General features: G+C 68.0%; 21 protein-coding genes and 1 rRNA gene. 6 read left to right on the plus strand and 16 right to left on the minus strand.

Features of this window, described 5'->3' with window-relative positions:
* From AB0I82_RS15340 to thyX, 4 genes are all read right to left on the minus strand, one after another.
* Nucleotides 1-85 (minus strand): 16S ribosomal RNA (locus AB0I82_RS15340); the annotation flags it as partial.
* A gap of 646 nt (nt 86-731) precedes the next feature.
* Entirely contained in the window at nt 732-2,417 is a 1,686-nt protein-coding gene (locus AB0I82_RS15345; protein ID WP_363257751.1) for a ribonuclease J, read from the minus strand.
* A 147-nt stretch (nt 2,418-2,564) separates the two neighbouring features.
* The gene (gene dapA, locus AB0I82_RS15350) at nt 2,565-3,464 is read right to left on the minus strand and encodes a 4-hydroxy-tetrahydrodipicolinate synthase (RefSeq protein WP_363257752.1); all 900 of its coding nucleotides are present in this window, start codon (nt 3,462-3,464) and stop codon (nt 2,565-2,567) included.
* A 196-nt stretch (nt 3,465-3,660) separates the two neighbouring features.
* On the minus strand, nt 3,661-4,410 hold the full coding sequence (gene thyX, locus AB0I82_RS15355; protein WP_363257753.1) for an FAD-dependent thymidylate synthase: 750 nt from the start codon (nt 4,408-4,410) through the stop codon (nt 3,661-3,663).
* Nucleotides 4,411-4,650: 240 nt separating this feature from the next.
* On the opposite strand from thyX, the gene AB0I82_RS15360 reads away from it, so the two are divergent.
* Both AB0I82_RS15360 and AB0I82_RS15365 read left to right on the plus strand, forming a co-directional pair.
* Nucleotides 4,651-4,896, plus strand: coding sequence for a hypothetical protein (locus tag AB0I82_RS15360; protein WP_363257754.1), 246 nt, complete (start codon nt 4,651-4,653; stop codon nt 4,894-4,896).
* Between the two features lie 146 nt (nt 4,897-5,042).
* Nucleotides 5,043-5,594 carry a hypothetical protein gene (locus AB0I82_RS15365; RefSeq protein WP_363257755.1) on the plus strand — a complete coding sequence of 184 codons (552 nt, stop codon included), beginning with the start codon at nt 5,043-5,045 and terminating at the stop codon, nt 5,592-5,594.
* 26 nt (nt 5,595-5,620) lie between these two features.
* Here the strand turns inward: AB0I82_RS15365 and AB0I82_RS15370 are convergent, their stop codons facing one another.
* The 6 genes from AB0I82_RS15370 to eccD form a co-directional block, all read right to left on the minus strand.
* Nucleotides 5,621-6,076: a tetratricopeptide repeat protein gene (locus AB0I82_RS15370; protein ID WP_363257756.1), complete on the minus strand. Its 456-nt coding sequence runs from the start codon at nt 6,074-6,076 to the stop codon at nt 5,621-5,623.
* 29 nt (nt 6,077-6,105) lie between these two features.
* Nucleotides 6,106-6,858 carry a 4-hydroxy-tetrahydrodipicolinate reductase gene (gene dapB, locus AB0I82_RS15375; RefSeq protein WP_363257758.1) on the minus strand — a complete coding sequence of 251 codons (753 nt, stop codon included), beginning with the start codon at nt 6,856-6,858 and terminating at the stop codon, nt 6,106-6,108.
* A 51-nt stretch (nt 6,859-6,909) separates the two neighbouring features.
* Complete coding sequence (locus tag AB0I82_RS15380; protein WP_363257760.1) at nt 6,910-8,289, minus strand: pitrilysin family protein; 1,380 nt, start codon at nt 8,287-8,289, stop codon at nt 6,910-6,912.
* The gene (locus AB0I82_RS15385) at nt 8,286-10,502 is read right to left on the minus strand and encodes a polyribonucleotide nucleotidyltransferase (protein WP_363257761.1); all 2,217 of its coding nucleotides are present in this window, start codon (nt 10,500-10,502) and stop codon (nt 8,286-8,288) included. The genes AB0I82_RS15380 and AB0I82_RS15385 overlap by 4 nt, the downstream gene beginning before the upstream one ends.
* A gap of 349 nt (nt 10,503-10,851) precedes the next feature.
* The gene (gene rpsO / locus AB0I82_RS15390) at nt 10,852-11,139 is read right to left on the minus strand and encodes a 30S ribosomal protein S15 (RefSeq protein WP_363257762.1); all 288 of its coding nucleotides are present in this window, start codon (nt 11,137-11,139) and stop codon (nt 10,852-10,854) included.
* Nucleotides 11,140-11,360: 221 nt separating this feature from the next.
* A complete protein-coding gene (gene eccD / locus AB0I82_RS15395; protein WP_363257763.1) occupies nt 11,361-12,824 on the minus strand; it encodes a type VII secretion integral membrane protein EccD in 1,464 nt (487 codons plus the stop codon).
* A gap of 229 nt (nt 12,825-13,053) precedes the next feature.
* On the opposite strand from eccD, the gene eccCa reads away from it, so the two are divergent.
* From eccCa to AB0I82_RS15415, 4 genes are all read left to right on the plus strand, one after another.
* Entirely contained in the window at nt 13,054-17,016 is a 3,963-nt protein-coding gene (eccCa, locus tag AB0I82_RS15400) for a type VII secretion protein EccCa (protein WP_363257764.1), read from the plus strand.
* Between the two features lie 85 nt (nt 17,017-17,101).
* A complete protein-coding gene (locus AB0I82_RS15405; RefSeq protein WP_363257765.1) occupies nt 17,102-17,545 on the plus strand; it encodes a hypothetical protein in 444 nt (147 codons plus the stop codon).
* Nucleotides 17,546-17,620: 75 nt separating this feature from the next.
* The gene (locus AB0I82_RS15410; RefSeq protein WP_363257766.1) at nt 17,621-19,945 is read left to right on the plus strand and encodes a hypothetical protein; all 2,325 of its coding nucleotides are present in this window, start codon (nt 17,621-17,623) and stop codon (nt 19,943-19,945) included.
* Nucleotides 19,927-20,610, plus strand: coding sequence for a hypothetical protein (locus tag AB0I82_RS15415; RefSeq protein WP_363257767.1), 684 nt, complete (start codon nt 19,927-19,929; stop codon nt 20,608-20,610). Before AB0I82_RS15410 ends, AB0I82_RS15415 begins: the two co-directional genes overlap by 19 nt.
* A gap of 186 nt (nt 20,611-20,796) precedes the next feature.
* On the opposite strand, the gene AB0I82_RS15420 is transcribed toward AB0I82_RS15415, so the two are convergent.
* The 6 genes from AB0I82_RS15420 to mycP all read right to left on the minus strand — a co-directional run bounded on the left by AB0I82_RS15420 (nt 20,797) and on the right by mycP (nt 26,433).
* The gene (locus AB0I82_RS15420; RefSeq protein ID WP_351597680.1) at nt 20,797-21,102 is read right to left on the minus strand and encodes a WXG100 family type VII secretion target; all 306 of its coding nucleotides are present in this window, start codon (nt 21,100-21,102) and stop codon (nt 20,797-20,799) included.
* Between the two features lie 71 nt (nt 21,103-21,173).
* Nucleotides 21,174-21,575: a WXG100 family type VII secretion target gene (locus tag AB0I82_RS15425; protein ID WP_363257768.1), complete on the minus strand. Its 402-nt coding sequence runs from the start codon at nt 21,573-21,575 to the stop codon at nt 21,174-21,176.
* Between the two features lie 72 nt (nt 21,576-21,647).
* Nucleotides 21,648-22,718: a S8 family serine peptidase gene (locus AB0I82_RS15430; protein ID WP_363257769.1), complete on the minus strand. Its 1,071-nt coding sequence runs from the start codon at nt 22,716-22,718 to the stop codon at nt 21,648-21,650.
* A 186-nt stretch (nt 22,719-22,904) separates the two neighbouring features.
* Nucleotides 22,905-24,377, minus strand: coding sequence for a hypothetical protein (locus AB0I82_RS15435; RefSeq protein WP_363257770.1), 1,473 nt, complete (start codon nt 24,375-24,377; stop codon nt 22,905-22,907).
* A 19-nt stretch (nt 24,378-24,396) separates the two neighbouring features.
* A complete protein-coding gene (locus AB0I82_RS15440; RefSeq protein ID WP_363257771.1) occupies nt 24,397-24,837 on the minus strand; it encodes a hypothetical protein in 441 nt (146 codons plus the stop codon).
* Nucleotides 24,838-25,143: 306 nt separating this feature from the next.
* Nucleotides 25,144-26,433 carry a type VII secretion-associated serine protease mycosin gene (gene mycP / locus AB0I82_RS15445; protein ID WP_363258377.1) on the minus strand — a complete coding sequence of 430 codons (1,290 nt, stop codon included), beginning with the start codon at nt 26,431-26,433 and terminating at the stop codon, nt 25,144-25,146.
* Nucleotides 26,434-26,435: the final 2 nt, after the last annotated feature.

Consider the following 26,435-nt stretch of genomic DNA (forward strand, 5'->3'; position numbering starts at 1 on the left):
TCCCGAAGGAGGTTCATCGTTCGACTTGCATGTGTTAAGCACGCCGCCAGCGTTCGTCCTGAGCCAGGATCAAACTCTCCGTGAATGCTTCCCCGTAATCGGGGTGAACACCACGAGAGCGGAACGACCGGACGGAATAGGTCCAGTCGTTCACAGCGTCCTCGCTGTGCGCCTTCCAAGCGGAAGGACTTTTCAAAGGAACCTCGTCCCAGCTGATGCTGGAGACGGGGTATCAACATATCTGGCGTTGACTTTTGGCACGCTGTTGAGTTCTCAAGGAACGGACGCTTCCTTTGTACTCACCCTCGCGGGCTTTCCTCCGGGCGCTTCCCTTCGGTCTTGCGTTTCCGACTCTATCAGATCCTTGCGGCTCCGATTTTCGCCGGTGCGTTTCGGCCTTTCGGCTTCTTCGCGGTTCCAACCTTACCAGATCCGATTTCGTTCCCGCTTTCGAAGAAGCTGTCGGTCCGAATTTGTTTCCGGTGGCCTTTGGAGTGGCCTTGCCTTTCGGCTGATCCGACTTTATCAGATTTCTCTGGGCCGGATTTCCGTCCCCCTTTCGGAGGAGGGCGCCCGATGGTCTCGGGACGCGTAGGCGTTCCCGGTTCCCCTCAGGCGGAGCCGTAAACGTACTGGAGCGGGGCTCCTGGATGCAAATCCGGGCGCCCCGCTCCACATGTGCATCCGACGGACCGTCAGGCGGCGCGCCGGACAGGCCGTCGGACCGGCCGTCAGACCTCTACGACGACCGGCAGGATCATCGGGCGGCGGCGGTAGTTGTCCGACACCCACTTGCCCACGCAGCGGCGTACGAGCTGCTGCACCTGGTGCGGCTCCATGACGCCGTCCTGGGCCGACTTGGCCAGGGCTTCGTCGATCTTCGGCAGGACGCCGTTGAAGTCGGCGTCGTCGATGCCGGAGCCGCGGGCCTGGATGTGCGGCCCGCCGGTGATCTTGCCCGTGGTGCTGTCGACCACGACGAAGACGGAGATGATGCCCTCGTCGCCGAGGATGCGGCGGTCCTTCAGGGCGCTCTCGGTGACGTCGCCGACCGAGAGGCCGTCGACGTACACGTATCCCGCCTGGACCTTGCCGGTGATCCGCGCGACGCCGTCGACCAGGTCGACGACCACGCCGTCCTCGGCGATGACGATGTGGTCCTTCGGCACGCCCGTGAGCGCGCCCAGTTCGGCGTTGGCCCGCAGATGGCGCCATTCGCCGTGCACCGGCATCAGGTTCTTCGGCTTGCAGATGTTGTAGAAGTACAGCAGCTCGCCGGCCGAGGCGTGGCCCGAGACATGCACCTTGGCGTTGCCCTTGTGGACAACGTTGGCACCCCATCGGGTGAGCCCGTTGATCACGCGGTAGACCGCGTTCTCGTTGCCCGGGATGAGGGAGGACGCCAGGATCACCGTGTCGCCCGGGACGATGCGGATCTGGTGATCGCGGTTGGCCATCCGGGAGAGCGCCGCCATCGGCTCGCCCTGGGAGCCCGTGCAGACCAGCACGATCTCGTCGTCCGGGAGGTCGTCGAGGGTCTTGACGTCGACGACGAGGCCGGCGGGCACGTTCAGGTAGCCCAGCTCACGGGCGATGCCCATGTTCCGGACCATCGAGCGGCCCACGAAGGCGACGCGGCGCCCGTACTCGTGCGCCGCGTCGCAGATCTGCTGGATGCGGTGCACATGGCTGGCGAAGCTCGCCACGATGATGCGCTTCTGGGCGGTCGCGAAGACCTGGCGCAGCACGTTGGAGATGTCGCGCTCGGGCGGGACGAACCCCGGTACCTCGGCGTTCGTGGAGTCCGAGAGGAGGAGGTCGATACCCTCCTCGCCGAGCCGGGCGAACGCGGGGAGGTCGGTGAGCCGACGGTCCAGCGGGAGCTGGTCCATCTTGAAGTCACCGGTGTGGACGACCATGCCCGCGGGGGTGCGGATGGCGACCGCGAGGGCGTCCGGGATGGAGTGGTTGACGGCGACGAACTCGCAGTCGAAGGGGCCGAGGCGCTCGCGGTCGCCCTCGATGACCTCCAGCGTGTACGGCCGGATGCGGTGCTCCTGGAGCTTGGCCTCGATCAGGGCGAGGGTCAGCTTGGAGCCGATCAGGGGGATGTCCGGCTTCTCGCGGAGCAGGAACGGGACCGCGCCGATGTGGTCCTCGTGGCCGTGCGTGAGCACGATGCCCTCGATGTCGTCGAGGCGGTCCCTGATCGATGAGAAGTCCGGCAGGATCAGGTCGATTCCGGGCTGCTCCTCCTCGGGGAAGAGCACTCCGCAGTCGACGATCAGCAGCCGGCCGTCGAATTCGAAGACGGTCATGTTGCGGCCGATCTCGCCCAGGCCGCCGAGGGGGGTGACGCGCAGGCCGCCCTCGGGGAGCTGCGGCGGCGCGCCGAGTTCGGGATGCGGATGACTCAAAAGACTCTCCTCACCACACGCGCCACGGGCCCTTGAGGCACGTGGCGCGCATGACATTCGTGCACTTGCTGTTGTGGCTGTGGTGTTTGTCTTCAGCTGTGACGACCGTCCGGTCGCGCGAGCCGTATTCAGTTGTGAAGTCTGGTGTTACAGGCTTACCCCGCCGGCGGCGAGATCGACCTTGAGCTGGTCCGTCTCCTCGGGCGAGAGGTCGACCAGGGGCAGCCGCAGCGGCCCGCCGGGCAGGCCCTGGAGGCTGAGCGCGGCCTTGGTCGTGATGACGCCCTGGGTGCGGAACATGCCGGTGAAGACCGGCAGCAGCTTCTGGTGGATCTCCTTCGCCTTCGTGACGTCGCCGGTCACGTGGGCTTCCAGGAGGGCGCGCAGCTCGGGGGTCACGACATGGCCGACGACGGAGACGAAGCCGACGGCGCCGACCGAGAGCAGCGGGAGGTTCAGCATGTCGTCGCCGCTGTACCAGGCGAGGCCGGAGCGGGCGATGGCCCAGCTGGCGCGGCCGAGGTCGCCCTTGGCGTCCTTGTTGGCGACGATGCGCGGGTGCTCGGCCAGCCGGACCATGGTCTCGGTGTTGATCGGCACGCCGCTGCGGCCGGGGATGTCGTAGAGCATGACCGGCAGGTCGGTGGCGTCGGCAATCGCGGAGAAGTGCCGGAAGAGACCTTCCTGCGGCGGCTTGCTGTAGTACGGCGTGACGGCGAGGAGGCCGTGCGCGCCGGCGGCCTGGGCGGCGCGGGCCAGCTCCAGGCTGTGGTGGGTGTCGTTCGTGCCGGCTCCGGCGACGACAAAGGCGCGGTCCCCCACCGCTTCGACCACGGCCCTTACCAGCTGGGCTTTCTCCGCATCGCTGGTGGTCGGGGACTCTCCGGTGGTGCCGTTGACGACGAGGCCGTCGTTGCCGGCGTCCACCAGGTGGGCGGCGAGCCGCTGCGCGCCGTCGAGGTCGAGAGCGCCATCCGCCGTGAAAGGCGTGACCATGGCGGTCAGTACCCGCCCGAAGGGGGTCTGCGGTGTGGAAGTCGGAGCCATGGGTCCCACGCTACTCGTAGCTCACCGCTGGTTGCTCCCCTGGGGAGGCCGGGATGTGGACCCGGCACTGCCTGCTCGGGGGTTCAGGCAGTGCCGGATCCGTGTTTTCAGCGTAGAGGAATTTCTCAAAACGCCGCAATACGGACACCTTCCGGCGTGACCCTCCGTCGGGCCGCGGAGATCTCCCTCGCGCGCCTTACGGAGCGACCCGTCCGTTCGCGTTGAAGGCGGCGTACGTGAGCGGCATGAGCTTGGCCCAGTGGGCCTCCATCTGCTCGCCGACCATCTCGATCTCGCGCTGCGGGAAGGACGGCACCTTCGCCTGCTCGTGCTGCGTACGCAGGCCCAGGAAGTGCATCAGGGAGCGTGCGTTGCAGGTGGCGTACATGGAGGAGAAGAGGCCCACGGGCAGGACCGAACGGGCGACCTCGCGGGCGACACCGGCCGCCAGCATCTCCTGATACGCCGCGTACGCCTGGCGGTAGGAGTCCTCCATCGTCCGAGTCGCCAGCTCGTGCTGCGCCTCGGTGCCCTGGACGAACTCGTACTTGCCCGGGCGGCCCTGCTGGACGAGCTTGCGGTCGGTCGCGGGGACGTAGAAGACCGGCTCCAGCTGCCTGTACCGGCCGGACTCCTCGTTGTACGACCAGCCCACGCGGTGCCGCATGAACTCGCGGAACACGAAGATCGGGGCGCTGATGAAGAAGGTCATGCTGTTGTGCTCGAACGGGCTGCCGTGCCGGTCGCGCATCAGGAAGTTGATCAGGCCCTTGGAGCGCTCGGGGTCCTTCTGGAGCTCCTCCAGGGACTGCTCACCTGCGGTGGAGACCCGCGCCGCCCACAGGACGTCGCCGTCGCCGGCGGCGTGCTTGACCAGCTCGACCGTCACCTCGCTGCGGAATGCGGGGGGTGCGCTCTCGGCGCTCTCGGCGGGGGTGTGGGACACCGGCGGTCCTTTCGTTCGTACATCGTGCTGCGGCGTGCGCAAGCCTACGGCCCGCCACTGACAAGCCCGGAAATGCGGCGTCATGCGGCGCGATGCGGCAAAAGGGACCCCCCGGTGCACACTGCATCCGCAGCAGTTGATATTTTTCACAGAAGTCACGGAAAACGGGCACCTCTCGGATGCCTGTGACGTTGAACCATGTGACACTGCCCACTTCGAGGTTCCTAGGAGAGCCCGCTCATGTTCCGCCGGCGAGAGCCCGTCCCGTTCGCCTTTGTCGCCGAGGCAGACCGGTTCCGCAGCAATGTCACGCCCCCGCCGCGCCAGCGGGCGAGCCGTTCGCAGATCTTCGGCCGCACGCTGCTGGGTCTCACCGTAGTCGCCGGTCTGACCGGCTCCCTGCTGTTCGGCGTGCCCGCCCTGCAGCAGGACACGGTCGGCGGGCCGAATTCCACCCATCAGTCCGAGGCCGCGCACGGCCGCTGAGCCGGCTGCGCGTTGCGCCGTTCGGGCGGGCGGCCCGGCGGTCCGGCACAGGATTGGTTCCGGCCGTCCTGCTGCCGCTAGCCTCACCGGTCACAGCTTTCGACCGTGTGCCCGTGCGTAACACGGGCCGTGAGTGAGGATCTGCCGTGCCCCTGCCCTTCCTGACGGCCGACCGCGACCTCGACGGGGACGCCGGAGACCCGGCGCCCCTTCCGTACGACGAGCGTGACCACTGGCGCCGTCCCTACCGCCCAGGACCGTGGCGGGTGGGGACGGCGGCGGTGTTTCTGCTGCTCGCTTCCTTCGTCCTGCTCTCCGCGCTGATCATCGGGCTGGCCGGGGCACCGGTCGGTGCGGCGGTGTGCGTGGCCGTGGCCGCCCTGATCATCGCGTGCGCGCTGCGGCTGCTACGGATCGGCGTCTGGGTGAGCGCGGCCGGGCTGCGCCAGGTACACCTCGTACGGACGACGACGCTCCCGTGGAGCGCCGTCACCTCGGTCCGTACGGTGCAGCAGCCGGTCCGCTGGCTGGGCCTGCCGCGCACGGTCCAGGGCCAGGCGCTGCTGATGGGCGGCCCGGGCGACGGCGAGCCGCGCATCCTCTTCACCGACCACAACGGCGACTTCCTGTCCCGTGACGGGGCATTCAACCGCGCCGCCGACACCGTGGAGGCGTGGGCGGCGGACTACCGCGGCTGACTACGGGCCGCCTCAGTACGGGCCCCTCAGGCGGCCCGTACCGGCTTACCGTCATGCAGCGAAATGGCTCGCTGCATCGCCTTCCGCGCGCGCGGAGTGTCCCTCGCGTCGTGGTAGGCGATCGCCAGTCGGAACCACGCCCGCCAGTCCTCCGGGGCCGCCTCGGCCTCGGCCCGCCGCCGTTCGAAGACCTCGTCGGCGGCGTCCCGGTCGACGCGGCCGCTCGGCGTCCGCTTCAGCTCGTCGACGGGCAGCCCGCCCTCGGCCTCCAGCTCCTTCGCCAGCAGCCCGGCCTTGCGGGCGAACTGGGTGGTGTGCCAGAGGAACCACGCCCCGATCACCGGCAGCACCAGGACAGCGATCCCGAAGACGACCGTGACCGGGGTGCCCTGCTGGATGAGCAGGACACCGCGCTCGCCGACCAGGACGAAGTAGACGACCAGGACCGCCGCGAGGACGAAGTAAGTGATCTTTGCGCGCACTGTACGTACTGCCCTATCGCTGCTGACCGTCAGGCCAGATCGAGGAAGTTCTCCAGGCCCATGGTCAGGCCCGGAGTGTCCACCACGCGCCGCGCGCCGAGCAGGATGCCCGGCATGAAGCTGGAGTGGTGCAGGGAGTCGTGCCGGATGGTGAGGGTCTCGCCCTCGCCGCCGAGCAGTACCTCCTGGTGGGCGAGCAGGCCGCGCAGCCGTACGGAGTGCACGGGCACGCCCGCCACGTCCGCGCCGCGGGCGCCGTCCAGCGCGGTCGCCGTGGCGTCCGGCGCCGGCGCGCAGCCGGCCTTCTCCCGCGCGTCCGCGATCAGCTGAGCCGTACGGGCCGCCGTACCCGAAGGCGCGTCGGCCTTGTTCGGGTGGTGCAGCTCGACGACCTCGACGGACTCGAAGAAGCGGGCCGCCTGCTGGGCGAACTGCATGGTCAGTACCGCACCGATGGAGAAGTTCGGCGCGATGAGCACGCCGACCTGCGGCGACGCGTTCAGCCAGGTCCGCAGCTGCGCGAGGCGCTCGTCGGTCCAGCCGGTCGTGCCGACCACCCCGTGGATGCCGTTGCGTACGCAGAAGTCGAGGTTGCCCATGACGGCGCCGGGGTGGGTCAGCTCGACCGCGACCTGGGCGCCTGCCTCGACCAGCGTGTCCAGCTTGTCGCCGCGGCCCAGCGCCGCCACCAGCTCCATGTCCTCGGCGGCCTCGACCGCCTTGACGGCCTCGGAGCCGATCCGGCCCTTGGCGCCGATCACAGCCACGCGCAGCTTGCTCATCGTCCTTGTTCCTTCACGGTTGTGGCGCGGTCCGGGGACCGCCGGATGCGATCAGGCGACCGCTTCGTGCAGCCGGGCGGTCTGCCGGTCCTTCATCGGTCCGATGACGGACAGCGAAGGACGCCGCCCCAGTACATCGCGCGCGACCTCGCGGACGTCGTCCGGGGTCACGGCCGCCATCTTGGCGAGCATGTCGTCCACCGACATCTGGTCGCCCCAGCACAGCTCGCTCTTGCCGATGCGGTTCATCAGCGCGCCGGTGTCCTCCAGGCCGAGGACCGTGGAGCCGCGCAGCTGCCCGATGGCCCGCTCGACCTCGTCGTCGGCCAGGCCGTGCTCGGCGACGTCTTCGAGCTGGTCGCGGCAGATCTTCAGCACGTCGTGCACCTGGCTCGGGCGGCAGCCCGCGTACACCCCGAAGAGGCCGCAGTCCGCGAAGCCCTGCGTGTACGAGTACACGCTGTAGGCCAGGCCGCGCTTCTCCCGTACCTCCTGGAAGAGGCGGGAGCTCATGCCGCCGCCGAGCGCGGTGTTCAGTACGCCCATGGCCCAGCGGCGGTCGTCGGTGCGCGGCATTCCGGGCATGCCGAGGATGACGTGCGCCTGCTCGGTCCGGCGGCCCAGCACCTCCACCTGGCCCGCCGTGCGGATCGCCTTCGTACCGCCGCGCGGGTCCGTCGGCACCGCGTCCGTACGGTCCAGCGCGCCGGCCTGCTCGAAGGCGCGGCGGACCTGGCGGACGACCTTGGCGTGGTCGACGTTGCCGGCCGCGGTGACGACCAGGCGGGTCGGGTCGTAGTGCTTCTTGTAGAAGCGGCGTATCCGGCCCGAATCCAGCGCGTTGACGGTGTCGACGGTGCCCAGGACCGGACGGCCCAGCGGGCTGTCCCCGAGCATGGTGTGCGCGAAGAGGTCGTGCACGAGGTCACCGGGGTCGTCGTCCGTCATGGCGATCTCTTCGAGAATCGCGCCGCGCTCCACGTCCACGTCGTCCTGGCGGATCAGTGAGCCGGTGAGCATGTCGCAGACGACATCGATGGCCAGCGGCAGGTCGGCGTCGAGCACCCGCGCGTAGTAGCAGGTGTACTCCTTCGCCGTGAAGGCGTTCATCTCGCCGCCGACCGCGTCGATCGCGGCGGAGATGTCCAGCGCGCTGCGCCGCTCCGTGCCCTTGAAGAGCAGGTGCTCCAGGTAGTGCGTGGCGCCGTTCAGGGCCGGTGTCTCGTCACGGGAGCCGACGTTCGCCCAGATCCCGAAGGTCACGGAGCGTACGGACGGCAGGGTCTCGGTGACGACGCGCAGGCCGCCGGGGAGGACGGTGCGGCGGACGGTGCCCGCGCCGCCCTCGCCCTTGAGAAGCGTTTGGGTACGGGCGACGGCCCGCCCCTCCGAAGAGGTGCGGGCCGTCGTCCGGGAAGTACGGGACGTCACTTGGCGGCGTCGTCCTTCTTCTCCTCGTTCTCCTCGCCCTCGATCACGGGGATCAGGGAGAGCTTGCCGCGCTGGTCGATCTCGGCGATCTCGACCTGCACCTTGGAGCCGACCGCGAGGACGTCCTCGACGTTCTCCACGCGCTTGCCGCCGGCGAGCTTGCGGATCTGCGAGATGTGCAGCAGGCCGTCCTTGCCCGGGAGCAGGGAGACGAACGCACCGAAGGTGGTCGTCTTCACGACGGTACCGAGGTACCGCTCGCCGACCTCCGGCATGGTCGGGTTGGCGATGCCGTTGATCGTCGTACGGGCGGCCTCGGCGGCCGGGCCGTCGGCGGCACCGATGTAGATGGTGCCGTCGTCCTCGATCGTGATGTCGGCGCCGGTGTCCTCCTGGATCTGGTTGATCATCTTGCCCTTGGGGCCGATTACCTCACCGATCTTGTCCACCGGGATCTTGACGGTGATGATCCGCGGCGCGTTCGGGGACATCTCGTCCGGAACGTCGATCGCCTCGTTCATCACGTCCAGGATGTGCAGACGCGCGTCACGGGCCTGCTTCAGCGCGGCGGCCAGGACCGAGGCGGGGATGCCGTCGAGCTTGGTGTCGAGCTGCAGGGCGGTGACGAACTGCTTCGTACCGGCGACCTTGAAGTCCATGTCACCGAACGCGTCCTCCGCACCGAGGATGTCGGTGAGGGTGACGTAGTGCGTCTCGCCGTCGATCTCCTGCGAGATCAGACCCATGGCGATACCGGCGACCGGGGCCTTCAGCGGCACACCGGCGTTCAGCAGCGACATCGTCGAGGCGCAGACGGAGCCCATCGAGGTCGAACCGTTGGAGCCGAGGGCCTCGGACACCTGACGGATCGCGTAGGGGAACTCCTCGCGGGTCGGCAGCACGGGCACGAGCGCACGCTCGGCCAGCGCGCCGTGGCCGATCTCGCGGCGCTTCGGCGAACCCACGCGGCCGGTCTCACCGGTCGAGTAGGGCGGGAAGTTGTAGTTGTGCATGTAGCGCTTGCGCGTCACCGGCGACAGCGTGTCCAGCTGCTGCTCCATGCGGAGCATGTTCAGCGTGGTGACACCCAGGATCTGGGTCTCGCCGCGCTCGAACAGCGCGGAGCCGTGCACGCGCGGGATGGCCTCGACCTCGGCGGCGAGCGTACGGATGTCGGTCACACCGCGACCGTCGATCCGCTTCTTCTCCTTGATGACGCGCTCGCGGACCAGGGTCTTGGTCAGCGAACGGTACGCCGCGGAGATCTCCTTCTCACGGCCCTCGAACTGCGGGAGCAGCTTCTCGGCGGCCAGCGCCTTGACGCGGTCCAGCTCGGCCTCGCGCTCCTGCTTGCCACCAATGGTCAGCGCCTGGGCCAGCTCGCTCTTGACGGCGGCGGTCAGGGCCTCCAGCACGTCGTCCTGGTAGTCCAGGAAGATCGGGAACTCGCCGGTGGGCTTGGCGGCCTTGGCGGCGAGGTCCGACTGGGCCTTGCACAGCACCTTGATGAAGGGCTTCGCGGCGTCCAGACCGGCGGCGACGACCTCCTCGGTCGGGGCCTCGGCGCCGCCCTTGACCAGCTGGATGGTCTTCTCGGTGGCCTCGGCCTCGACCATCATGATCGCGACGTCACCGTCGGGCAGGACGCGACCGGCGACGACCATGTCGAAGACGGCGTCCTCGAGCTCGCTGTGGGTCGGGAAGGCGACCCACTGGCCGTTGATCAGGGCGACACGGGTGCCACCGATCGGGCCCGAGAAGGGCAGGCCCGCCAGCTGCGTCGAGCAGGACGCGGCGTTGATCGCGACCACGTCGTACAGGTGGTCGGGGTTGAGCGCCATGATCGTCTCAACGATCTGGATCTCGTTGCGCAGGCCCTTCTTGAAGGAGGGGCGCAGCGGCCGGTCGATCAGCCGGCAGGTCAGGATCGCGTCCTCGGACGGACGACCCTCACGACGGAAAAACGAACCGGGAATCTTCCCGGCCGCGTACATCCGCTCCTCGACGTCCACGGTCAGCGGGAAGAAGTCCAGCTGGTCCTTGGGGTTCTTCGAAGCGGTGGTGGCCGACAGCACCATGGTGTCGTCGTCCAGGTACGCCACGGCGGAGCCGGCGGCCTGCTTGGCCAGGCGGCCCGTCTCGAAGCGGATGGTACGGGTGCCGAAGGTGCCGTTGTCGATGACGGCCTCGGCGTAGTGGGTCTCGTTCTCCACCAGGAATATCTCCTCGTCTGCGTCCGCTGCCCGTATGGCAGGGGACCGTCTTCGGTGGGAGCGCCTGGGTGCGGACCGGTCTTCGATCGAAGCTCCCGGTGCGGTGGCCGTACGGGCCTGTGCGACAGGCGTACGGGCTGCTCGCGTCACCGGGGGCCACTACCGAGGACCGGCGGCGAATGGGCGCCCCACCTCGTTCGCTATTGCGTTGTGCCACCAGACTACAAAGCTTCGCCCGCCTTGGGGCGGGTGAAGCGTCCGGTGTGTACACGCCGCGGCCGGCGGCCGTCCGCGCGTACGGCAAAGGGAGCGGCTCCCGGGCCCCGGGAACCGCTCCCCTCACGATGTCTTACTTGGCGCCCGCAGCACCGCGGCGGATGCCGAGGCGCTCCACCAGCTGGCGGAAGCGGGTGATGTCCTTCTTCGCCAGGTACTGCAGCAGGCGGCGGCGCTGGCCGACCAGCAGCAGCAGACCACGGCGGGAGTGGTGGTCGTGCTTGTGGGTCTTGAGGTGCTCGGTCAGGTCCGAGATGCGACGCGAGAGCAGCGCGACCTGAACCTCGGGGGAACCGGTGTCACCCTCCTTGGTGGCGAACTCGGCCATGATCGACTTCTTCGTAGCGGCGTCGAGCGACACGCGGTACTCCTTGAGTTTCCTCTGAGCCCCACCGAGCGCCTCTGGTCTGCTTCACAGAGGATCTTCGATTACTCGGACGGGCTCAGCCAGGGTAGCAGGGGGTGGGGGTGGGGGTTGACCGGGTGTAGCGGACGGTGCGGTCCAGCGGTGCTTACCGTAGGTCACGACGCAGGCACGCTGCTCGCGGCGGCGAGGCCCGGCCAAGGTAATGCCCCGGACTCTCAGCCCGTCATGCTGCGCACTGTGCCGTAGACGTCCAGCACCGCGAGGCAGAGCGGGATGAGCGAGAGCAGTACGAGGTTCTCGAAGAGCTCGGTCATGCGGCCCCAGAACGGCGTGAGGCCCTTGCGGGGGACGACGAGGCCGACCGCGGTGAGCGCGGCCCCCAGGGCAGCAATGGCGACCGTCAGCCAGATGATGCGGATGTCGAAGGCATTCCGGGCGTCCGGCAGCGCGACCGGCGCATGCAGGGCCAGGCCCACGGCGAGCAGGACCAGGACGGCCAGGCCCGCTACCAGAGCGCAGCCGACCTGACTGGTATAGCGGAACAGCCGGGCACGCAGCAGCATGCCCAGGCCGGCGGCGAGGGCGAGGCCCTGGCCCCACGCGGAGTCCGAGAAGCCCAGGACCCCGGCCGCCACGGTCAGCACCGCGGCGCAGCCCCCGACGAGACCGACCAACATATTGTGGCCGCGGCGGGCCTGGGCGGCGATGCGCTCGGCGTCGACCGGGCCCGGACCGTCGGCGGAAACATCCGGGTCGTCGTAGCCGCCGGTGCGTGGCGGCTCGTAACCGATCGGCAGCCGCGCGAACCGTGCGGAAAGCCCCGGCAGGAAGGCGATGACGCCGATGACGAACGGCACGCAGATCGCCGCGACGTCGACCGGGCGGAGATCGGTGAGAATGGCGACGAAGGTCGCGAGGGTACCGACGGCGGCGGCGAAGACCGCGGCGACGAACGACGCGCCACCGCCCGGTGACGCGGCGATCAGTACCGCCGAGGCGATCAGGACGGCGACGCAGCCCAGCAGGAACTGCAGCCGTCCCACGCCCTGTCCGTCGGCCGTCGGCAGCAGTCCGGAGCCGGCGATCAGCACGTGCGGCAGAGCGCCGAGCCCCAGGGCGACCGAGGAGGTCCGGTCGTTGTAGACCCGCGCACGGACGGCGGACAGTGCGACGAGCAGCACGCCGGCGACCGCGGCCAGGATGCCCGCGAGGCCGTGCATATCGTGGCGTACCGGGTCAGCGAACCACAGAACGAGCGCCATCACCGACAGCAGCACCCCGCCGCCGGTGAGCCCGGCGACCCGCAGCAGGTCGTCGCTCCACAGCGTGCGGTCCCGGGTGACTGCGGTCGCGACCGCGTCGGACACCTCGTCGAAGACGGCGGGCGGCAGCGATTCGCCGAACGGGCGGAGGATGAGCACCTCGCCGTCGAGGATGCGCTGCGCGGAGAAGGACCGGGCGCCGTCCAGGACGCTGCCGTCCCGGCGCACCAAGTGGTAGCCGACGGGCGCGCCTTCGGCGGGCGTCTGCCCGCTCAGCCGCAGGATCTCGGGATAGATGTCCGCGGCCGGAATGTCATCGGGGAGTGCTACATCGATACGACTGTCCGGCGCGACGATCGTGACCCGGCTGAAGCCCGTGGACACCCCCGCGGCCGTCGTCGTGGCCGTCGTACTCACCTGCTGGTCCCCCTCGTTCCCGGCATGCACGCCTCAGTTCCGTTGGTGTACGCGTCAGTTCATCTTGGTCTACGCGTCGCGACCCACGGTCGCGCGGAGCTACCGCGCGTCACCCTAGCGCTCATTCGCCACTTGACTTCCCACTAGGATCTCCTGACCGGACGGAGGCCGTCGCCACGGGGGTGCCGGCAGCGAAGCGTCCCGTTCGTCAAGAGGGATTGGTACGTCGGTGAGCCAGATCGTCATGAAGCGTCCGCCGCGAACCCTCCCGGCGGAGGTGCCCACCGATCCGGTGGAGCTCGAATCCCCGCCGGAGCTGCCCAGGGGACAGCAAGAGGGCATGCTGATGCAGATCCTGCCGATGCTCGGCATGGGTGGCTCGGTGGTCTTCTACTTCACCAGCGGTCAGCCGTTCATGCGCATCATGGGCATGGTGATGATGGCGTCGACACTCGCGATGGCCATCGCCGCGATCGTCCGCTACCGCCGCGGTTCGCAGGGGCAGATGGCGGACATCCGCCGCGACTACCTCAAGTACCTTGCCCAGACCCGGCGCAAGGTCCGCACCACGGCGGGCAAGCAGCGCGACGCGCAGTTCTACCTCCACCCCTCCCCCGACCAGCTGTGGTCGCTGGTGGCCGAGGGCAGCCGGGTATGGGAACGGCGCATCGGCGACCCGGACTTCGGCCAGGCCCGCCTGGGACTCGGCGCGCAGCAGCTCGCGACTCCGCTGATCGCCCCCGAGACGGCGCCCGTGGACGAGCTGGAGCCGCTGACGGCGGGCGCCATGCAGCAGTTCCTGTCGGTGCACAGCACGCTGGACGGCCTGCCGATGGCCGTCTCGCTTCGGGCCTTCTACCACGTGACCGTCTCCGGTGAGCGCGACTCCATGTACGGAGCCGCCCGCGCGATGGTCGCCTCGCTGGCCGCCCTGCACTCCCCCGACGACCTGGTCATCGCGGTGGCCACCGGCGCGGACGCGGCCGACCGCTGGGAATGGGTCAAGTGGCTGCCGCACGCGCAGGCGGCGGGCACGGCCGACGGCGCCGGCTCCCCGCGCATGATCTCCCAGAGCGTGTACGACCTGGAGACGATGCTGGCGACCCACCTCGAGGGCCGCCCGCGCTTCAGTCCCGAAGGCCGGCCACTGCTGGACAGCCCGCACGTAGTGGTGGTGCTCGACGGCGCGCACGTGCCGCCGACCTCGCTCCTGGCCTCCCCCGAAGGTCTGCAGGGCGTCACCGTCGTCGAGGTCGTGGAGGGCGAGCTGAGCGCCCCGCGCGGTGGCCTGTCGGTCGTCGCACGCCCCGGCGCGCTGCGCCTGGAGTCCGGCCGCGGCATCGTCTACGAGGGCACCCCGGACAGTCTCTCCCTGGAAGCCGCCGAGGCACTGGCACGGCAGCTCGCCCCGTTGCGAATGGGCGCGGGCGGGGACGAGGACGCCCCGCTCCTGGCCAACCTCGAGTTCACCGATCTCCTCAATCTGGGTGACGCCGCGTCCGTGGACACCCAGCGGACCTGGCGCCCCCGGTCGCAGGCCGAGCGGCTGCGCGTACCGATCGGCGTCGGCGAGGACGGCCAGCCGGTCATGCTCGACCTCAAGGAGGCGGCGCAGGACGGCATGGGCCCGCACGGCCTGTGCGTCGGCGCCACCGGCTCCGGCAAGTCCGAGCTGCTGCGCACGCTCGTCCTCGGCCTCGCGGTCACGCACACCTCCGAGACCCTCAACTTCGTCCTCGCGGACTTCAAGGGCGGCGCGACCTTCGCCGGTATGTCCGACATGCCGCACGTCGCCGCGGTCATCACCAACCTCGCGGACGACCTCACCCTCGTCGACCGCATGGGGGACTCGATCCGTGGCGAGCTGAACCGCCGTCAGGAGATGCTCCGCGACGCGGGCAACTACGCCAACATCCACGACTACGAGAAGGCCCGCGCGGCCGGTGCTCCCCTGGAGCCCATCGCCTCCCTCGTCCTGGTCATCGACGAGTTCAGCGAACTGCTTACCGCCAAGCCGGATTTCATCGACATGTTCATCCAGATCGGTCGCATCGGCCGCTCTCTGGGCGTCCATCTCCTCCTCGCCTCGCAGCGCCTGGAGGAGGGCCGACTCCGCGGCCTGGAGACCTACCTCTCGTACCGCATCGGTCTGCGCACCTTCTCCGCTGCCGAGTCCCGTGCGGCCCTGGGCGTCCCGGACGCATACCACCTGCCGTCCGTTCCCGGCTCCGGCTACCTGAAGTTCGGTACGGACGAGATGACGCGCTTCAAGGCGGCGTACGTGTCGGGCATCTACCGCACCGCCGGCTCGGGTGCCTCCACTCCTTCGGGCCCGGTTCCGGCCGCCCGCCGCCCGGTCCTGTTCACCGCGGCGCCGGTTCCCGTCCAGTACGCCGAGCCCGACCCGGCCGCCGTACCCGAACCGCGTACCCCCGCCGACGACGACGCGCTGGCCGACACCGTCCTGGACGTCATCGTCCGCCGCCTGGAAGGCCGCGGCACGCCCGCCCACCAGGTGTGGCTGCCGCCCCTGGACAAGGCCTCGCCGCTCGACGAACTGCTGCCCGGCCTGACCACCACCCAGGACCGAGGGCTGACCGTCCCCGACTCCGCGCAGCAGGGCCGCCTGATCGTCCCCCTCGGACTCGTCGACCGCCCCTTCGAGCAGCGCCGCGACCCGCTGTACCGCGACTTCTCCGGCGCCGCCGGACACATGCTGATCGTCGGCGGTCCGCAGTCCGGCAAGTCCACGCTGCTCCGTACCCTCATCTCGTCCTTCGCCCTCACCCACACCCCGTACGAGGTGCAGTTCTACGGCCTGGACTTCGGTGGCGGCGGCATGTCGGCCGTCGCTGGCCTCCCCCACGTCGGCGGCATCGCCTCCCGCCTGGACCCCGAGCGCGTCCGCCGCACGGTCGCCGAGGTCGCCGGCATCCTCAACCGCCGCGAGGAGTACTTCCGCGCCCACGACATCGACTCCATCACCACGTACCGCCGAAAGCGGGCCCGCGGGGAGATCAGGGACCAGCCGTGGGGCGATGTCTTCCTGGTCATCGACGGCTGGGCGAACTTCCGTGCCGAATACGAGTTCGCCGAGGGCATCGTCTCCGACATCGCCGCGCGCGGACTCGGTTACGGCATTCACGTCGTCATCGCCGCCTCGCGTCACATGGAGGTCCGCGCCGCCCTCAAGGACCAGCTGATGAACCGGCTGGAGCTGCGGCTGGGCGACACCATGGACTCCGAGTTCGACCGCAAGATCGCCGCCAACGTCCCGCCGGGCGTGCCCGGACGCGGGCAGACGCCGGAAAAGCTGCACTTCATGGCGGCGCTCCCGCGCATCGACGGCAGCAGCGCCGCGGAGGACCTCTCCGACGGCACTGCCGCGATGGTCCGTACGGCGGCCGAGCACTGGCAGTACCAGCCGGCCCCCGCCGTTCGCCTCCTCCCCCGGGAACTGCCCGCGCACCACCTCCCGAAGGGCCACGAGTTCCCCGAGCGCGGCATCGCGTTCGGTATCGACGAGACCGACCTGCAGCCGGTCTTCGTCGACTTCGAGAGCGACCCGTTCTTCCTCGTCTTCGGCGAGAGCGAGTCCGGCAAGACGGCCCTGCTCCGGCTGCTGACCAAGCAGATCTCCGAGAGGTACCACCCCGACGAGGCGAAGATCGTGGTCGGCGACTACCGCCGCTCCCTGCTCGGCGCCGTACCGGACTCCCACCTCTTGGAGTACGCGCCCATGGCGAACTCCATGGAGGCCCACATGCAGGCGCTCCAGGGCCTGATGAACCGGCGCGCGCCGGCCCCCGACGTCACGCCCCAGCAACTGCGCGACCGCAGCTGGTGGTCGGGGCCCAAGGTCTTCATCGTCGTCGACGACTACGAACTCGTCGCGACCTCCAGCGGCAACCCGCTGGCCCTGCTCACCGAAAACCTGCCGTTCGCGCGGGACATCGGCATCCGCTTCATCATCGCCCGCAGCTCGGCCGGTGCCTCCCGCTCGATGTTCGAGCCCTTCATGCAGCGCATCAAGGAACTGGGCGCGCAGGGGGTCGTCCTTTCGGGCGACCGTAACGAAGGCGATGTCCTCGGCGGAGTCCGTCCCCACCCGCTGCCCGCGGGCCGTGGCTACTTCGTCTCCCGCAAGCGGGGCACGCCACTGGTGCAGCTGGGCTGGCTGCCCGAGCACTGAGCCGGAAGGGGCCGGACGCCCGGATCCGCGCCCGGCCCCTTGATACGTTGATCGGACAGAACCGAAAACGGGGGAGCGGTCATCCATGTCTTTCCACGACGAGTGGGCTTCGCTCAAGGCCGAGGCCGCGGCGTCCCGCCAAGAGAACGCCCGGATGAGTCTGGCGAGTGCCAACGGGGGCGGCGGGGCCGATGACGGCAAGAAGCTGCACGTCACACCGTCGGTGCTGACGAAGCGGGCGGAGAACGCCATGACCGTACGGCATGACTTCGCCACGGCCGACGACGCGGCGATGAAGGAGATCAAGTCGGCCCGCAGGGGGCTCGACGGCTTCGAGTCGGCCACCGGCATCGACGCCTTCACCGAACGCTGGCAGGGCCAGATGGACTACCTCAAGGGCGTCCTGGCACACGGCGTGGCAGGCCAGCTGCGCAGCGCCGCCCAATCCTTCAAGTCCCAGGACCTCGCGCAGGCCGCCAAGCAGAAGCCTGACGAGGGCGGGGGCAAGGGCGACAGCAAGAAGGAGTGACCGGGGCCGGCCGCAGCCCGGCACCCGCAGCTCCCCACGACGTCGCCCTGAATCCCGGATCGGACCATTCAGACCATGTTGAGCTACGCCACCGTCATCGGCGCCCATCTCTCCGCCCTCTCCACCGCCGTCGAGAAGTGGAAGAAACTCCCCGGCGAATTTGACAAAGCCGCCACCGCCTTTCGTACGACCGTGACGAAGGGTCTGCAGGACTCCAACTGGAAGGGCGAGACCGCAAAGGCCGCCTTCCAAAAATTCGATCTCGTCGAGAAACAGCTCAAAGCGGCTTCGGACGAGGCGAAGGACATCCACGGCCTCCTCGACGACGCCCTGGAGCGCTTCAAGTCCGCCAAGAGCCGCCTGGAAGCCGTACGCACCGAGGTCGGTGACTCCGCCGACCTGCGCATCACCGAAGGCGGTCGCGTCGTCCCGAAGGGCAACCCTGGCGACAAGGACTACGAAAAGGCGCAGAGGAAGCACGCCGAGGACATCACCCACTTCCAGGAACGCATCACCCGCGCCTGCAAGGACGCCACCGAGGCCGACGACGCCCTCAACTGGGCCCTGCAACAGGACCGCAACGGCGCCAAGCACGGCTTCAACGCCGACGGCGCCGACAGCATGAAGGACGCACTGGCCGGCGAGAAGGCGGCCGCGAAGGATGCCGACGCCGCGGTGAAGCTCGCAAGCCTGGACAAGTTGAGCGACAAGCAGCTGGCGCACCTCAACGCCTACCTGGCCAAGCACAAGAACGACCCGGTCTTCGGCGAACGCTTCGCCACCGAACTCGGCCCGAAGAAAACCCTGGAATTCTGGCGGAACATCGCCGACCCGGGCGGCGGAATGGGCCCGCAGGCCAGCTCCGACCGGCTGAAGGCCGTCGCCAAGCTCCAGGACAACCTCAGCTTCACCCTCGCCGCGGCCACCCGCACCGACAGCCCGGCCATGCACCACTGGGAAAACTCGGTCATCAAACTGGGCGACAACCAGTTCCAGATCAACACCAGCACGAATGTGCCCTACGGCTACCAGATCATGAGCAATCTGATGCGCAAGGGCGACTTCGACGACCAGTTCCTCAACAGGTACGGCAAGTCACTCCTGCACTTCGAGAACCAACAGCAGGAGAAGAACGGCATCAGCCCGGAAGAACTCTGGTCCCGCAACCGCGGCCAGCTGAACTTCGGCGCCAAGAACGATTTCGGCAGCGACCCCATGACCGGCCTCATGGAGTCCTTGGGCCACAGCCCCGAAGCCTCCACCGACTTCTTCAACAGCAAATTCGAAGGCGCCGACGGAAAGCACCACTCCATCTTCAACTACCTGGTCAAGGGCGGCGACAACAACCGCGAATGGTTCCCCGACGGCGAACTCCAGGGCGAGGGCAAGGTCGTCGACGGGTACAAGTCTTTGGGGCATGCGCTGGAGTCGGCGACGACCGGTTACGCATACGGCGAGACTCCGCATTTGGACGAGTTGTCCGAGCGCCGCGACAAGCAGACCGCCGCGGTCATGCAGCAGGTCGTCTCTGCCTACACCGGCGACAGTGACCTGATGAACAAGCAGCAGGGCATCTCCGACAGTCTCGGCCGCATGGGCGCCGCGTACATCGACGACATCCAGTACAGCGTGTACTCCCATGGGCAGAATTCGGTGGAACGGGCCGACACGCCCTTCGAGGCCGCATACCCCGGAGCGCTCAACCTTGGCAAGAATGACGGCATCAACTTCCTGAGCGTGATCGCCCGGGACAAGGACGCCCACGCCGCCGTCACCGTTGCCTCGCAGACGTACACGCTCAGCGCCATGCTCAACAATCCCCCGGCCTACAGCGCACGCGGCGAGCTGCTCTACCCCGACGCGGCCATCGCTTCCCGGACCGGCGCGGAAACGCAGGGAATCATCGACCAGGCCATGGTCAACCAGGTCTTCAGCGATGCGGACGCGGACGCCGCTGCGGCGAACGAGAAGTTGGCCAAGCGTGGCGAGTGGATCGGAGCCGGCGTCGGCATCGGCGTTGGCGCCGCTGTGGGCGCGTACGTTCCGCCCGCGGGTGCCGTGGTCGCTCCCATCGTGCAGGACGTGACCAGCGAGGGCCTCAACACCTTGTTCGGCCAGGAATGGGGAGAGTACGAGAAGGACAACGAGATCAAGCCGGACGACACCAAGGACGAGGCGTCCAACAAGTACTTCAACCAGGGCACCCTGATTGCCAACCGCCCCGCCGAAATCTATGCGGAAAACTCCGGTCTGCCCGAACTGGAGCGTAAGCAGATGGAAACCGAATTGACGACCAACTACGGCAGCGACGGATACAACCACGGGAAGAAACTCGCCGAGGAAACCGGAAGCGGTCCGTACGAACCAGAGGGAGACGACAAGTGGTTCGGCATCTTCTGATCCCAGCGCTCGTCATCACCGTGGCAGCCGGTCTGGCCGGGTGCTCGTCCGAGAACGACACCGAGGCGGGCGGGCAGTCGACGAAGCCCGACAGCCTATGCGGGGTGGCCAAGGACAGCGCAGCCCACAAGGCTCTGATCGATCTGGCCGGCACGAAGGACATGAAGTCCATGGACTTCGCCGGCGTTGCGAAGGTCGCCAAGGACATGAAGTCGAACCTGACCGCTCCTTTGGAAGACCGTAAGCGGAGCGCTTGTGGCGTCTATCCGGCAACAGACGCCAACAACGGCATTACATTCGACTTCAGTTGGGACGAGCGCTTCTCCTTCAAGGAATCAAGCAGTCCGCAGAGTGATGCCGTCTTCTACAACCTCGGCGACGCTGTCGGACAAACACTGAGCGACAAGGCCTCATACATCTACCTGCCCTGCGACGTGCCGGGCGCCAAGGAATCGGGAAATCGACTCGTTGCCGCCCACGCCTACAACAGCATGCCGCAGAACGGACAGGTCGAAGAGAACTCGGGCGACAACCAGCTGCTGGTCCTCAACGCCGTGTCCCGCGAGCTGGTGAGCGAACTCGGGTGCGCCAATGACCCGCTCAAGGGCGCTCCGGACCTGAAGCACTATCCCACGATGTCCGACGCCGCGGGCGCACCCTCATGAGCACGGAGAGTTCTGACGCCGGCCGTTACGGTCGGCGCTCTGGCTCTGAGAAATCGGCTGCACGAACAACCCCCTGCAGGTAACAGCTAGCGGGGCGCTCTCACGGGCCCGGATGAAGGAAAGCGGGGTGGGCACCTCCCGCGTATGCCCACCCCGCTCAAGCCGGCCTCTGTGCCGGGCCGTCACTCAGATGTCGAAGTACGACCGGCCCTTCAGGTCCGTGTGCCGGTAGTCGTCGCTGGCCTGGTTGACCTGGGCGGCGATCTTCAGCATGACGTTGAAGAGCTCGTCAGCCTGCTTGTCCCAGTTCGTCTGGACCCGGGCGTACGCCTGCTGCGCCTCACCCTCCCAGGATTCGACGACCGACTTCAGCTCGGACTGCAGCATCTCCATGTCGCCACGGAGACGCTCGGCGTTCTTCTTGATGCCTTCAGAGGCGTTGTGCAGCGAACCGTAGGACACTGCAATATCGTCGAGATTGTCCAAGGACACGTCCGACCTCCTTCATATGTGCTGTCCACAGGGACGTTGAGCATCGGCACGCGACGAGCGCGCCGGGGGAATCAGAGCGCGTTGAGCTTGGAACCCTGGGCGTACTGACCGTTGTGTGAGTTCTCCTGGTAAGAACCCGCACCGACCATTCCGTCGCCGGCCCTGGAACCGTTGAGGTCGATGCCGCCCAGCGAGGCACGGATCGCCTCGTCGTTGGCGCCCGAGCCCTTACGGGTGGCAGCGACAGCGTCCTGGACGTGGCCCATCAGGTTCTTCAGGTTGCGGTGACGCTGATTGATCTCCGTCTGAAGGTTCTGGAACTGAGCGGCACCGAGACCACGCCACTGGGTCTTCAGCATCTCCAGCATTCGCTCCAGGTCACCGACCTGGTTGTTCATGGAGTCGAGCACGTGCTGGATATTGCTCTCGAGCTTCTGCAGCCGTGCTGCACTTACCCGCTGCTTGTCGGACATGACCTACCTCTCTCTGTTGTCCCGCTGAGGTCCTCGGGCTGGCTCGTCGTGCCGGCCCGGGGTTCGACGTTGTCAGGCGCGTCGGCGCCGCAGGAAGGCGAATGCACCGGCCGCCACGACCACCACGCCGACACCGACCGCGCCCCAGAGCATGCCGCTGCCGGAACCGTCCTTGTTGGCAGCAACACTCGCCTTGTCGCCGGGCTTGGCGTCTTTCGGCTTGCCCTCGTCGGCAGGCTCCGCGGCACTGGAGGAAGACGACTTCGGCGGCTTGGTGTAAAGCGGGCTCTGATTCGGGTCGCCCGGGTCACCCTTGCCCTCCAGGAGATTCATACGAGGCCGCACCGCGCCGTAACCGATGTACTTACTCGCCTTGTCGCTCTTCGCCTCCCGCCCTGCGGTCTCGATCAGCACGCGCAGGACCTGGTTGGCCGTCCACTCGGGGTGCTTGGACCAAATGAGAGCGGCGGAGGCGGAGGCGATGGCGCTCGCGTTACTCGTACCGTCGCCCTCGCAGTAGCTCTTGAACGACTCGTCGCACCACTTTGGAACGTTCGATCCGGGCGCGGACAGCGTGGTGTAGTCGCCGCTGGTGGAATAGTCGCTGACTCTACCTGTCTGGTCGATTGCAGCGATTCCCGCAACGTCAGGGTACGCAGCCGGATACAGCTTAGGGTTCTTGCGCTGCCCGTCATTGCCGTTGCCGGCGATGAGTAGCTTCCCCTTGCTTGCGGCGTATTTGACCGCATCGTAGACATCTCTTGAGGTCTCTTTGTCCCCGAAGGACATATTGATGATCTTGGCGTCGCTATTCGCCGCTGCCCGGATCGCGTCGCCAATCGGATCCGTCTTATACCACGACTTCGCTTTCATGGCCCTGAAAGGCACACGATAAGGAATGATCTTGGCATCTGGAGCAAGGCCTTGCAGACTGCCATTTTTCCCGTGGCCGGCAATCAGCTCGGCCATGGTCGTGCCATGACCGTCATAGTCGTCTGTCGCGTCGCCGGCAACTCCAGTGAAGTCCTTGCCCGGGAGAACCTGGCCACGCAGTGCAGGAGTAGACGAATTGACACCGGAATCGATGACCGCCACCTTGATGCCCCGGCCGGTGCTGACCTTCCACATGTCATCGGCCTGCATATCGTCCAGGTACCACTGGTGGGAACGTACGTCCTCCGCCGCGGCAGCCGGGGCTACACCAGCCAGCCCCAAGGAGCATGCGCAGGAGGCAACCAGCAAGGTCGTCCAGCGTCCGGGGAGCGAGCGCGACGGTCCCCCAGTTCGGGATCGCCCTGTCAACATCGTCATACCTGTTTCTCATCCGGGCTAGTCGATTACTGGCGGAACGATGTCGCGCCGCCGTGCCGTCCAGGTCTCTCGGTCCTCGGCGAGATAGTCCGGCCGTGCCGAACCCTCGCGTTCCGTCTCCTGCCTCGCGGACGGAGTTCGCGAGGCAGGGGGCGAACCGGCAGCATTACGCGTACTGTTGCCGCCCCTGACGAGCCCCGTCCCTCCCGGCGTGAAGTCCTTCGAAGGGCGGGTACCGCCATTGACTCCCCGCGTGGCGCCCACAGCCCCGCCGGGATTCGACGCGAGGCGACGGTTGGCCACTCCGCCCGTACCACCGGCAGCGCCTTGTCCCGATGCACTATGCTCGCCGCCGACGACGGTTCCCCGCGGGATACTTGCTGAACCTGCGCGCCCCCCGGAACGCGTCGGCGTGCCTCCGACGATCCCGTCAGAGCGGCCCACGCGCGACGGCCCGGTAGTTCCCGTTCGTGGAATCCCCGTTTCTCCGGGCAGTCGGCCGGCTGGGCCAGGACGGACGGGAGCCGAGGGATTGGTACGGCCCATCGGGCCATTTGGCCCAGTGGGATCGACGCGCCCACCCGTGAAACGAGGCGTCTGCTGCTTGCCGACCGGTGAACGGAATCCACCCGGTCCCAGCGGCCCTGTAGGCAGGGGCCCCGTAGGACCATGAGGCGTTGATGGCCCGTTGGGGGAAGGCGTTGTGGGACGCACCGACGACTCCGCCTCGGGCGCCTTCGACGGAGCAACACTGTCAAGGCCGGTCCCCACTTGGCGGTCGGGAGCCGGTGCAACATGCGAGTGCCGCGGCGATGAACTGCCACCGATGCCACCACTCACCGATCCAGGCGCACCGGCAATGCTCTCGCCGCCCCCGACACCCACCTCGCCGGCTCCCGGCGGCGGCTTCGGAACCCCCAAGCCGTTCTTGGGCGGCCTGAACGTCGGCGCGTCCTGGCTCGCCAGTTCGAGCTCCTCCTCCGACACCGAGTAGTACGACCCCAGCTTGTTCATCTGCACGATCGCCTCGTGGCGGGCGGCTTCGTGCTTTGCCTGGTCGGCGGCCTTCGCCTTGACGTACGCGTCGTTGGTGGTCACCTGGGCCGGCGTCGGGATCTTCTTGGTCTCGGTGCCCTTGCCGTCGGCGCGGCTGGGCATGGATTTCTGGACCGTGGCCAGCCCGGTGCCCACGTTGCCCATTTCCTTGCCGACGGCTGCCGCGTAGTCCCCCAGCTTCAGCGTGTTCTTCGCGAGGTCCCTGGCCCAGTCGCGGAACGCCTTGGCCGACTCGCCCTCCCACTCCACACCGTCGAGGTGGTCGATCAGCTCCTGGCCGGCCCGCGCGATCTGCTGGGAGACGGGGCCGAGCGCATCGGCCACACCGATCATGTCGCCGGGCCGCGCCGACTCGACCAGGTCGATCATGTCGTCCAGCTCGTGATTCTCGAAGTTGGTGCGGCCTCGGCCGCCGCTCTTTCCGTGCTTCCCCATTGCCTTCACCTCCCGACCGCTAGAGGGTCGCCTGCTTGTCGTCACCGGTGGCCTGCTTGGACTTGCCCTGCTTGTGCTCCGTCCGGGCCTCGTCCTGCTCCTCGTACCGCGCCTCGGCCCGGTTCTGGATCTCCCAGAAGCGTGCCTTCAGATCGTCCTCGAGGTTGTCGAATCCGACGTTCGCGCCGATGACGGCGATGCCCATGGCTTCGATCTGCTCGTTGAGGGTGCGGGAGAGCGTCGTGAGGTGCGTGTGCACCTTGGTGAACTGCTGGTGCAGCCCGTCGGCCTCGGCGAATGTGCCCGGGCCGGAGAAGGCGGACCGGGAGAGTTCCAGGAGGGACACTTCGTTCTGCGGTCCGTGTTCCAGCGACATCAGGATGTCGTCGATGCGCTGCCGGAACCTGACCAGTGTGGCGCGCGCCCGCTTGATGTCCGACGCGCTGGCACCGCTCCCCAACGGTCCCGCGTAGTCGTGCGGCTGCGGCGTAGCGTCAGTTTGTGACTGCTGTCCCACGAGTATCCCCCTTTACTCGCTCATCGTTTCATAGCTACGGCAACAGGTCATTCCTGTCCAGCAGGTATTGCCGTTACTTGGTGCAAAGCTTACGACGCGTGACGCCTGCGCCGTGCGGGAATTCTGATGCTTTGTCAGCTGTCGCCGGAGCGCGGCTGCCTGCAGGAACTTGCCCTGCAGGTACGACTGGCGCGCCACCCCGCCGCATGTGTTGCTCGCAAATCGGCAGGCAAAGCGGCGCCCCTTCTTTCAGTCCTGTCGGGGACGCCGCCCGTTGAGGCGGCGGCGCCAGTCTCTGTGGACCAGGGCAGTGCCGGCGATCACGGCCACCACTATCGACGCGCCGACGACCGCATACGTGGCCAGTCGTGCGTTGCGCTCTTCCGCGGTCTCGCCCACGGAGGCCGGTGGGACGTCCGGGAGTGCGGCCTTCTGTACGCCGCCGCTCGGGGTTGGCTTTTCGGCGGGTGGACTGTCGTCCGTGAGGGCGCGGACCGGGTCGATCACGCCCCAGCCCACGTGCGTGTCGTGGCCGGGGATGGTGCGCTCCGCGGTCTGTTCGATGCGGGTGACGATGTTGCGGGCCGTCCACTTCGGGTACTTGGCCTTGAGCAGGGCTGCCACGCCGGCGACGTACGGAGCGGAGAAGCTCGTGCCGTTGTCGATGCAGTGGCCGCCCTTCGGCACAGTGGAGACCACGCTGACGCCGGGGGCCGCCACGCCGACGAACTCGCCGGACTGGGAGAACGGCGCACGTTCGCCGTTGCGGTCGGAGGAGGCGACGGCCAGGACACCGTCGTACGCGGCCGGGTAGGTCTTCTTGACGTTGCCGCCCAGGCCGTCGTTGCCGGCGGAGGCCACGACGACGATGCCGGCGTTCACGGCTCGATTCACAGCGCTCTCCAGCGCCCCGCCGGGCGCCAACGCCTTGTCGGTGTCCTGCGAGATGTTGATGACGCCGACGTGCTTCGAAACGGCGTAGTTGATGGCCCGGGCCATCGTCCCGGTGTTTCCGCTGCCGTTCTCATCGTTCTGCTTGATCGGCAGGATCGTCGCTTCCGGGGCGATGCCGACGAACCCGGTGTACGCCTTGTCGGGGCGGGCGGCGATGATGCCGGCGACCTTCGTGCCGTGGCCGATGGTGTCGGTTGTGCCGTTCGGCTTGCCCACCGGTGGCGTCCGGCCGTACTTGTCCTTCTTCGGCTTCAGTAGATTGGTGCCATTACGGGTATCGACGGCACCCTTGAGCTGCTTGTTGCCGGTGTCCACGCCGGTGTCGATGACCGCCACAGTCGTGCCCTTCCCCCTGCTCTCCTCCCACAACCGGTCCAGCTGTACGCGTTGCAGGGGCCAGGGAGTGCCCTTGAAGGGCTTCGCGGGGAAGGTGCACTGGGTGCTGTCGTCGGCGTACGCGAACGACGCGGAGCCGAGTACGGCGGCCGGGCCGGTTGCCGGGGCCGCCACGAAGGCCGCGGCCAGGACCGCCACCGTCGCGCGGCGCCGCAGCGGTGCGCTGCGGCGAGTGGAATCGGACTTCAGCA

Origin of the sequence: Streptomyces sp. NPDC050315 (assembly GCF_040655775.1) — a bacterium.
In the GTDB taxonomy this organism is placed as follows: domain Bacteria; phylum Actinomycetota; class Actinomycetes; order Streptomycetales; family Streptomycetaceae; genus Streptomyces.